This is a genomic window from Streptomyces sp. NPDC057486, from assembly GCF_042802415.1.
GTDB lineage: Bacteria > Actinomycetota > Actinomycetes > Streptomycetales > Streptomycetaceae > Streptomyces > Streptomyces yanii.
Genome location: NZ_JBHVEE010000237.1, coordinates 1 through 7,639, shown reverse-complemented (window position 1 = coordinate 7,639; position 7,639 = coordinate 1). Strand labels below are relative to the sequence as shown.

8 protein-coding genes and 2 pseudogenes are annotated in these 7,639 nt (G+C 69.5%); 6 read left to right on the top strand and 4 right to left on the bottom strand.

Annotated elements, in window-relative coordinates; all coding sequences use genetic code 11:
* Positions 1-119, top strand: a pseudogene (locus ACFU6I_RS47030) (electron transfer flavoprotein subunit alpha/FixB family protein); the annotation flags it as partial.
* Positions 120-585: 466 nt separating this feature from the next.
* Here ACFU6I_RS47030 and ACFU6I_RS47025 read toward each other — a convergent pair.
* The 4 genes and pseudogenes from ACFU6I_RS47025 to ACFU6I_RS47010 form a co-directional block, all read right to left on the bottom strand.
* Positions 586-924: a thioredoxin family protein gene (locus ACFU6I_RS47025; RefSeq protein ID WP_384380313.1), complete on the bottom strand. Its 339-nt coding sequence runs from the start codon at positions 922-924 to the stop codon at positions 586-588.
* A gap of 106 nt (positions 925-1,030) precedes the next feature.
* Positions 1,031-1,233, bottom strand: a pseudogene (locus ACFU6I_RS47020) (dipeptidase); the annotation flags it as partial.
* Positions 1,234-1,255: 22 nt separating this feature from the next.
* The gene (locus ACFU6I_RS47015) at positions 1,256-1,738 is read right to left on the bottom strand and encodes a DUF6328 family protein (protein WP_384380311.1); all 483 of its coding nucleotides are present in this window, start codon (positions 1,736-1,738) and stop codon (positions 1,256-1,258) included.
* An 897-nt stretch (positions 1,739-2,635) separates the two neighbouring features.
* Positions 2,636-3,052 carry a hypothetical protein gene (locus ACFU6I_RS47010; RefSeq protein ID WP_384380309.1) on the bottom strand — a complete coding sequence of 139 codons (417 nt, stop codon included), beginning with the start codon at positions 3,050-3,052 and terminating at the stop codon, positions 2,636-2,638.
* A gap of 255 nt (positions 3,053-3,307) precedes the next feature.
* Here ACFU6I_RS47010 and ACFU6I_RS47005 point away from each other — a divergent pair, with 255 nt between their 5' ends.
* The 5 genes from ACFU6I_RS47005 (at position 3,308) to ACFU6I_RS46985 (ending at position 7,450) form a co-directional block, all read left to right on the top strand.
* Positions 3,308-3,634 carry a plasmid stabilization protein gene (locus ACFU6I_RS47005; RefSeq protein WP_384380306.1) on the top strand — a complete coding sequence of 109 codons (327 nt, stop codon included), beginning with the start codon at positions 3,308-3,310 and terminating at the stop codon, positions 3,632-3,634.
* Positions 3,635-3,669: 35 nt separating this feature from the next.
* A complete protein-coding gene (locus tag ACFU6I_RS47000) occupies positions 3,670-4,497 on the top strand; it encodes a VOC family protein (RefSeq protein ID WP_384380304.1) in 828 nt (275 codons plus the stop codon).
* Between the two features lie 639 nt (positions 4,498-5,136).
* The gene (locus tag ACFU6I_RS46995) at positions 5,137-5,898 is read left to right on the top strand and encodes a metallophosphoesterase family protein (RefSeq protein ID WP_384380301.1); all 762 of its coding nucleotides are present in this window, start codon (positions 5,137-5,139) and stop codon (positions 5,896-5,898) included.
* Positions 5,899-6,234: 336 nt separating this feature from the next.
* Positions 6,235-7,056, top strand: coding sequence for an alpha/beta fold hydrolase (locus ACFU6I_RS46990; RefSeq protein WP_384380298.1), 822 nt, complete (start codon positions 6,235-6,237; stop codon positions 7,054-7,056).
* Between the two features lie 91 nt (positions 7,057-7,147).
* Positions 7,148-7,450, top strand: a complete 303-nt coding sequence (locus tag ACFU6I_RS46985; RefSeq protein ID WP_384380295.1) for a hypothetical protein — start codon at positions 7,148-7,150, stop codon at positions 7,448-7,450.
* Positions 7,451-7,639: the final 189 nt, after the last annotated feature.

Sequence of the window (7,639 nt, the reverse complement as noted above, 5' to 3'; positions counted from 1 at the left end):
TCGCGATCAACAAGGACGCCGAGGCCCCGATCTTCGACCTCGTCGACTACGGCATCGTCGGCGACCTCTTCCAGGTCGTCCCCCAGCTCACCGAACAGGTCAACTCCCGCAAGGGCTGATGCCCGTGCAGCGTGTCGTGCGGCGCTTCCGCACGACACGTCCGCTCACCGACTCGGACCCGCCGTCCGTCACTGGTCGTGCAGTGGCACGGACACGGGAAAGGCGGGGGAGGCAGGCACTGCCCGTCTCCCCCGCCTTCGGTATCCATGATCAGCCTGCGGCCGCCTCTTCGATGAAGTCCGTGACCGGGCCGGGTTGGGAGGCCAACGAGGCGTGGCCGAAGGGAGAAGTCCACGAGCCCGTTTACCATGAGGTCGTCGGTGACCCGTTCGAGCAGTTCGCGGCGCCGGGCCTCGCCGCGCGGCGACCCCGCCGATCGCCGGTGGCCGGCGCGTTCTGGTGAGCCGTCGCCGGCTGAGGTATTCACCCCTACAGCTTCCACGTTCGGACGCGCTGAACCGGCTGCACCCCCGCGCGTCCGCGTGCGCGCCGCGGTACAACTCCGTGTCAGGAGTTGTGGAGTATTCAAAGGTTGGCGTCCAGGAACTCCCTGAACTGCGTCCGGTTCATGGGTCCGGTCCGAGTCGCCGTCACTTCCCCCTGCTTGATCAGGAGAAACGAGGGCGCGCCGGTGACCCCGTAGCGTCGGGTCGGTTCCGCGCACCGGACCATGTCGGTCCTGACGACGGTCAGCCGCTCCCCGTACGCGTCGGCCATCTCGCGCACGAGGGAGTCCATCTCCCTGCACACCTCAGCCACCTTCGCCCAGGTCCCGCAGAAGTACGCAAGCACCGGGGCGTCTGCCCTGGCCAGAACGAAGTCGAACTCAGCGTTCTCCAGCGGCTGGTGGACCCGACTCGCCATCGGCGCTCCTGAGGTGGTGATCAACACGGCAGTACCCATCATGACCTGCCCCTGCCGCCGCAGCACGCGCGCGCCGGGCGGTCACCACCGGGCGCCTTCACACTTACGCGTCCGTGCCGGACGGTACGCGAGGCAGGGGTCAGCCCGGGCGGTCGCCGGTACGGCGCCTGCGGGGCCGACGACGGGCGGGCAGTCGATACCCAGGACCGTCACGGCGGGTCGTGCCCACAGCCGGCCGGCGAACGTGCCGGTCCGGCGAGCCGCAGCCCGTCGAGAATTCCCGCGTCGACGCCGGAACTGATCGTCGTCGGGAGAGGGAACCGGAGCCCCGTCAGGGACGGCGCAGCGTCCGAGGCAGGACGAACCACAGGCCGGCGAACATGGCGACCGTAGCCGCAGTGATCACCACAGCCACCGTGAGTCCGAGCACGACGTCCATGAGAAGCAAGGTGGCGCCGCTGAGCGCGAGTGCGAGAAAGACGAGGCCGACTTCGGTGAGCCGGGCCGACAGGGCCACGATGCGCACCTTTTCGCCTCGGTGGAACAGCACCCGATGCAGCGCGACCGGGGTCGCGAGAATCGCGGACGACACCACGGCGAGCAGCAGCGTCACCACATAGGTGTAGCGCTCCATGGTGTCGAGCGTGGGAAACCTGCTGGTGAAGGCCAGGCCGAGGAGAAACGCGAAGACGATCTGCACACCGGTCTGGATGACCCGCAGTTCCTGCAGGAGTTCGATCAGATTTCGGTCGGCCCGTTCTTCGGAGGTCTCCTGACGGCCCGCCTGCCCGCTGTCGTCCCGCTCTGCGTTCACGCACGACATCCTCCCTCCCGCCTCCGGGATCCAGGGGCGCAACGCACCGGACCACCGCGCATCGGCGCACGGCCTGTGGGCGAGGCCGTTGCAAGGACGCCAAGGCCCACGACGGCGGGCCGTGCCCAGGGAATGAACAGGGTGAGCTCGCCCGACATCGGGGCCCGATCCGTGGTGGACCGGCTTTAAGCAGGCACGGTTCTCATTCGGCGAGGGGGCCTCCGGCAGGTGGCCGGATCCGCCGCCGACGGGGGTTGCGAGCTGCTGTCGGTGTGTTGCGCTGGAGTGAGTTGTAGCGAACGGGAGTGAGCCCCTGTCGGGGTTCATCGGGGGATGGGTACAGGGGTTCTGGGGCCGAATGGGTGACCTTGGTGGCTGTTGCTCGTTGGGTCGGGTGGCAGGTGTCCGGCCCGGTATGGGGTGATGTGGTGAGTGGTCTGCGGAAGTTGGCCGTGTCCTTCGTGGCGCCGGGGCCTGCAGGGGTGACGGTCCGCGACCGCCTCAAACACCTGACCCTCCAGGACGAGAAGGTGCTGCGTGCGGTCGGTGAGCATCAGGGTGCGCTTGCTTCGCGTCATCCGGTTCGACGGACAGCGGTCGCCTGCCCGCGGCACCAGCCGGTGTGAAGCGCTCGATCTGGGCCGGCAGTCCCGTGTCGATGAGCACGGACTCTGCTGCGGCCCCCACGTCCGTGAGCCGCGCGGGGCACCAGGCTCCGAAGGTCCGTACGAGGTCGTCGCCACGGGAGGGCACCCACGCGGTGGCGACCTGTGCGACGGTGCTTCGATGTCCTCGGCGACCGGGCGCAGGACCTCGACGAGTACGAGGTCCTGTCGAGATTCTCCCGGGCACGAAATCCGGGCGTCGTCCGGATCCATCGGCCGGTCCCTGGCCCCTTCAGGGGGTTCCGTCGTGGTCGGGGTCCGGTTCGGGCCGGAGAACCGTTCCTCGCCGCTCGCCGGGACCCGTCACACCGGGCTTCGGCGCATCGTCCCGGGCATGGTCGCCGGAGATCACGCCCGGCACGGTCACGGCGGGCCCTGTGCCCCGGATCTCGGTCCAGCTCGGGGAGTGCAGGCCGGATGACAGCTGGGTGTAGGTGACCTCGGCGGGCCAGCGGGTCCCGGAGTCGAGGATCAGGCTGACGGCGCCCCGCAGCAGCAGTCCTTCGCCGCCGGGCGCGGTCAGCCGGGCCGTCCAGGGCCGGTCAGGGTCTGCCGCGCTGTGCTCCTGGGCGACGGTGACCTCGGCCCACACACGGACCAGGGTCCCGTCGCTGCGCTCCACCGTTGCCAGCCCCTCGTAGGGGTTCATACCCCCAGTCTGCGCCGACTCCGGGCCGTTGCGCAGCGAGGGGAACCCGTCGGAAGCACCCACCAGCCATGGCGGCTCGCAGGGCGGCTTCCGCTCAGGGCTCGTCAGGGGAGATCCGGCGCTGTCCCGGGTGGCGTGCGGGGCGCAGTGGGCGTATGCGTGGAGTGCATGCGGTGGACCGGTACGGGATGGTGCGCGGGGCGCGCGAGTCGCCACCCGGACGGACAGGACGGGCAGGAGGAAAGGTGCGGTGTGATGCCGGCAGGATCCAGTCGTAAGCGGGAGCGGCAGTACGAGCACATCAAGGAGAGTGCCGAGAAGCGCGGTGTCTCCGAGGAGCGTGCGAAGGAAATCGCCGCGCGCACCGTCAACAAGGAGCGGGCCCGCTCGGGAGAGGCGCAAACGGCGAGCAGGGCATCCCTGCGCGATCCGAAATCCGCCTCGCAGCGTGGCGGTGAACGGTCCCATCGCGGAGCGCAGGGCCCCACCAAGGACCAGCTCTACGAAGAGGCGAAAAAGAAGAACGTCGAGGGCCGCTCGACGATGAACAAACAGGAGCTGCGCGAGGCACTCGGCCGCTGACAGCCCCTCGTGCGGGGGCGAGGAGACGAATCCTGATGACGCCTGCACGTCACGTGACTCCGGTGTGCGGTACACCGTGCTGGGTCAACCTCATGACCCGCGACCTGCGCGCCACGCAGGACTTCTACACGACCGTTCTGGGATGGGAGTTTCGCCGGGGCAGCCTGGGAGCGGGTTTCTCGGTCGCCACCGTTCAGGGGCGACCGGTGGCCGGGCTGGCCGAGGTGGCGCCCGGCCTGCCGGTGGCCGGGGCGTGGACCCCGTACTTCGCCGTGGCCGACGCAGACGTCACCGCAGCCCGGGCCCGTGAGCGCGGCGGCACCATCGCCGTCGGCCCGGTGCGCTTCGGCCTGGGCCGGGGCGTGATGGCAGCAGACCGCGACGGGGCCGTCTTCGGCTTCTGGGAAGGCCGCACCCTGCCCTGGTCGGCCGGCCGCGGCAACGCACCGGCCTTTCTCGAGCTGCGCACCCGTGACGCGTTCGACGCCGCCATCTTCTACGCCGAGATCTTCGACTGGGCCTCCGGCGAACCCGGCAGCTGCGAGGTCACCTACGCCTACGAGCAGGACACCGTCACCGTCCGCCAGGGCAAGGACACTGTGGCCACCCTGCGCGGAGGCGGCGTCGGGGAATCTCCCGACCCCCGCGTGCGGCCGCGCTGGCACGTGCACTTCCAGGTCGACGACGTGGAATCGGCCATCGTCGCAGCACGCGCGGCAGGAGGAACCGCAACCCCCGTGGCCCCCTCGCCCGGCGGCGGGACCGAATCCGTCATCAGCGACCCCGGCGGCGCCCTCTTCACCGTGTGTACCAGGTCGGTTCTCGCCGGGCCGATGAGCACAGCCGACCAGGAACCGGTGTGACCGATACCGGGGACCGGCGACGGCGCCGCCGCACAGCCGGGATGGAGATCGCCGCAACCGGTGATGCGGTCCCGCGGCCGCAGTCCTCACACGATCGGCGGTCTCGGTGTCCGGGGCCACCGAGATGAGCAGTCGTCTCGCTCCGGCCGGCCTGGCGCGACGATCACCTCGCCAGAGGTCCCGTCGGAAAGGTACAGCCGGTCGGCGTGCCACCGCGCAGACTCCACCGGACCGTTTCCGGTGAGCAAGCATGATCGCCGAGGCGGTCCCATCACCGGCCACGATCTCCCCGGCCGAGGGTCGTCCCGTCATCCCCGGCGGAACGACGCTCTGCCCGGCCGGAGCGCACCTCCCCCGGCGACCTGTTCCACTTCTTGCCGGGGCACGACGACGCAGACGTCCAGTCGACGGCCGACGCGCAGACAAGGGCATCGTCGACCCGGCCTTCTCCTCGGGCGACGTACTCGCCATCGTGCCTTCCACGCCCTCAGCAGGGCGGACCCGACGCAGTGGGCGAAACTCTCCGCCCCTGAAGAGCTACGCCTCCGGTGACGGTGCACGGTGAAGCGGCCCCACCTCGTCCTTCGCGTCGGGCGAACGCTCTCACTTCCCGGCTGTCTTCACCTCACAGTGGTGACCATGCTGAACCGAGTAGCCGTCCTTTCCGACATTCACGGAGTCCTGCCCGCGCTCGAGGCCGTGCTGGCCGAGCCGGAGGTGAGCGCCGCTGATCAGATCGTGCTCACCGGCGACATCACCGCAGGTCCGCAACCGACCCAGGTCCTGGACCTGTTGACCAGCCTCGGCGACCGGGTCATCTGGATCAGTGGCAACGCCGATCGCGAACTTCTGGAGTACCGCCGCGGGCAGCGCGACTCGATCCCTGATCCGATCGCCCCCTGGGCTGCCGAACAGCTGCGCGAGGACCACCTCGCCCTCCTCGGCCGGCTGCCGCGATCACTCTCCCTGTCCGTGCACGGCCTGGGCAAGGTGCTGTTCTGCCACGCCACCCCCCGGGACGACGAAGAGGTCGTCCTGGTCGACTCGCGCCTCGATCGCTGGAAGGACGTGTTCGGTGGGCTCGACACCGACATCCGCACCGTGGTCTGCGGCCATACCCACATGCCATTCGTCCGCCTGGCCCACGGCCGGCTGGTGATCAACCCCGGCAGCGTGGGCATGCCCTACGGACGGAGCGGAGCCCACTGGGCCATCCTGGGCCCTGGCATCGACCTGCGCGTCACCGACTTCGACATCGAGGCGGCCGTCATCCAGGTCAGCCAGGACTCCTCGTACCCCGAAATCGCGGAGTGGGCCGACTATTTCCTGCACGCGCGCGCAACCGACACAGACGCTCTCGAAGCCTTCGGCCCGCGGGACGGACGCGAGCACGCAGGGTGACCGTCTCCTCTGTCTCCGACAGCAGGCGGCACAGCACCGACCACACCTTCAACGAGGACCTGCCCGTCTGCATCCCCTTCGGCGCACCGCCCTGATCCACTGCTCGGCGCCGGCCCGCCGGCAGAGGGACACTCCCTCCATCCGGCTCAACATGGCACCCCGATCTGTGGCGTTCTATGGTCGAAACTGGCTGCCGGAGCGGAGCGTGAGCAGCGTCCGTGACGGTGGGTGCGATCGGTGAGTCGCAGGAGCTGGACCCGCACATACATGGTCGTGAGCCGGACGGTGACCGTCGCGGGTGTGACGGCTCGGGAAAGTCAGCCGGGAGGAACCACGATGAGCACGTTCACCACTGCTGACGGGACAGAGATCTTCTACAAGGACTGGGGCAGTGGGCAGCCGGTCGTGTTCAGCCACGGCTGGCCTCTCAATGCCGACGCGTGGGATGGCCAGCTCCGCCTGGTCGCGGAGAACGGCTACCGGGCCATTGCCCACGACCGGCGCGGGCACGGACGCTCGGGCCAGCCGTGGAACGGCAACCACATGGACACCTACGCCGACAACCTGGCGCAGCTGATCGACACCCTCGACCTGCGCGACGCCGTCCTGGTCGGTCACTCCACCGGCGGCGGCGAGGTGGCCCGCTACATCGGCCGCCACGGCACCGGCCGCGTCGCCAGGGCTGTGCTGCTGGGTGCGGTGCCGCCACTGATGCTCAGGACCGAGACCAACCCGGAGGGCCTGCCGATCGAGGCGTTCGACGCCATTCGCGAGGGTGTCACCGGCGACCGCTCCCAGTTCTACTGGGAGCTCGCGGATCCCTTCTACGGCTTCAACAGGCCAGGGGTCACCGGCTCGGACGGGGCACGCCGGGCCTTTTGGATATGGAGCATGCAGGTCGGCCTCAAGGGCGCGTACGACTGCATCGAGCAATTCTCGGAGCAGGACTTCACCGAGGACCTCAAGCGCTTCGACGTTCCGACGCTGATCGTGCACGGTGACGACGACCAGATCGTGCCCTTCGTCGCCTCTGCTCCCAAGTCCGCCGAACTCATCAAGGACTCAACCCTCATAGTCCACTCCGGCGCCCCGCACGGCCTCGTCGGCGAGCACGAGAAGGCCTTCAACGCGGAACTGCTGGACTTCCTCAAGAGCTGACCGCCCCCCCACCTCCGGCCGGGCGACGGGTCCGTGCCTCGTGGACGGTTGTTCCGCCACCGTCCAGAACCACCCGTGAGGGAACCTTGGCATGAACGACCCCGGATACGCCGGCGGGACGACCGCACTGCTTGTGGCCGACCCGTGCAACGACTTCTTGTCCGAGGGCGGGAAGCTGCGGCCGCGAACAAAGGGAGTTGCCGAGCAGGTCGGCCTCCTCGACCATATGCGTCAGGTCCTGGCAGCCGCCCGTGCCTCCCGTATGCCCGGCCGTCCGGGCCCGATGGGCAACGTGGCCGGACGTCAACAGACCCCGGCCCACTGCCACATGGACGGCACGCCACCCGGCTGGCAGGCCGGGCGGCGTGTCGCCCCGCACCGTGAACGTCTGTGATCAGCGCACTGGGGCGTGTGTCGGAAGTCCCGCCGTCCGCCCGAAGGGTGGGCCCGGCGTCTGGTGCGTGCGATCGCAAGGCGGAGGGTCGTCCTCGTACTGGACGTACTTGGACGACCCCGACAACGCAGCGAGCGTGCGTGCCCGACGTCGCGGGGCAGGCGGGACTTCCGACACACGCCCTAGGAA

What these genes read in the sequence shown, in the direction of transcription:
- ACFU6I_RS46985 (WP_384380295.1), top strand. Translation starts at nt 7,148, where the DNA reads ATGAACGACCCCGGATACGCCGGCGGGACGACCGCACTGCTTGTGGCC.
- ACFU6I_RS46990 (WP_384380298.1), top strand. Translation starts at nt 6,235, where the DNA reads ATGAGCACGTTCACCACTGCTGACGGGACAGAGATCTTCTACAAGGAC.
- ACFU6I_RS47000 (WP_384380304.1), top strand. Translation starts at nt 3,670, where the DNA reads ATGACGCCTGCACGTCACGTGACTCCGGTGTGCGGTACACCGTGCTGG.
- ACFU6I_RS47005 (WP_384380306.1), top strand. Translation starts at nt 3,308, where the DNA reads ATGCCGGCAGGATCCAGTCGTAAGCGGGAGCGGCAGTACGAGCACATC.
- ACFU6I_RS47025 (WP_384380313.1), bottom strand. Translation starts at nt 924, where the DNA reads ATGGCGAGTCGGGTCCACCAGCCGCTGGAGAACGCTGAGTTCGACTTC.
- ACFU6I_RS46995 (WP_384380301.1), top strand. Translation starts at nt 5,137, where the DNA reads ATGCTGAACCGAGTAGCCGTCCTTTCCGACATTCACGGAGTCCTGCCC.
- ACFU6I_RS47010 (WP_384380309.1), bottom strand. Translation starts at nt 3,052, where the DNA reads ATGAACCCCTACGAGGGGCTGGCAACGGTGGAGCGCAGCGACGGGACC.